Source organism: Streptomyces phaeochromogenes, from assembly GCF_001418655.1.
Taxonomy (GTDB): Bacteria; Actinomycetota; Actinomycetes; order Streptomycetales; family Streptomycetaceae; genus Streptomyces; species Streptomyces phaeochromogenes.
Genome location: NZ_LIQZ01000698.1, coordinates 1 through 697 on the forward strand (window position 1 = coordinate 1; position 697 = coordinate 697).

Below are 697 nucleotides of genomic sequence, written 5' to 3' on the forward strand. Positions count from 1 at the left end.
CCCGAAGCCGAGCTGGTCGAAACCGCCGCTGTTCGGCCCGTAGTCACCGCCTCCGCCTTCCGCTCGCACCTTCTCAGCCATGGCCGTGATGTTCGGAACCGAGAGCCGACGGCGGCGCGCGTAGTGGTAGTGCAGGATCTCCCAAACGGGACGAGTCTCCCCACGCGCTATGCCGGAGATCACAGCCTGCTCGTTGTACTTGCCCCTCCCGGTGCCGCTGCGCCAGGTGTACTTGGTGAAGGGCACGTCACCGCCGAGGTTGTACTTGGCGACGTACTCGGCGCCCTTCATGAACCGGCTGTCGTCGTAGCCATAGAGGTCGACGCCCTGGTTCCAGGCCATCTCGCAGATCGCGCCCATCTGGCCCACGCCCATCGCGGTGTGGCCCTGGTCGCGGCCGGACTCCTGCCACTGGGCGAGGTCGCCGGACTCGTGGACGAAGGGGACGGCGTTCCCGATCGAGCCGTTGCCCGCGCCCTTCTTGAAGTACTCCACCGCACGGTCGAACAGGGCCCTGTCGTCGCAGAGGATGCCGATNNGTTGGCCCAGTAGTTGGTGATCACGGCGCCGTTGTGGTGGGTGAGGAAGTCCTCGTTCATGGGGTGGAAGACCTTGAGCATCATCTTCTGGAAGCGGGCCAGGTCGAAGCCGTCGTGGTCGCGCACCAGCTCGGCGGCGTTGGCGAACTGGTAGCCGT

At 65.9% G+C, this 697-nt stretch carries 1 protein-coding gene and 1 pseudogene; both read right to left on the minus strand.

Features of this window, described 5'->3' with window-relative positions; all coding sequences use genetic code 11:
• Positions 1 to 537: alginate lyase family protein (locus AOK17_RS53465; protein WP_245697925.1), on the minus strand; the 537-nt coding region annotated here is incomplete at both ends.
• Positions 538 to 539: 2 nt separating this feature from the next.
• Positions 540 to 697: pseudogene (locus AOK17_RS53470) on the minus strand (alginate lyase family protein); the annotation flags it as partial.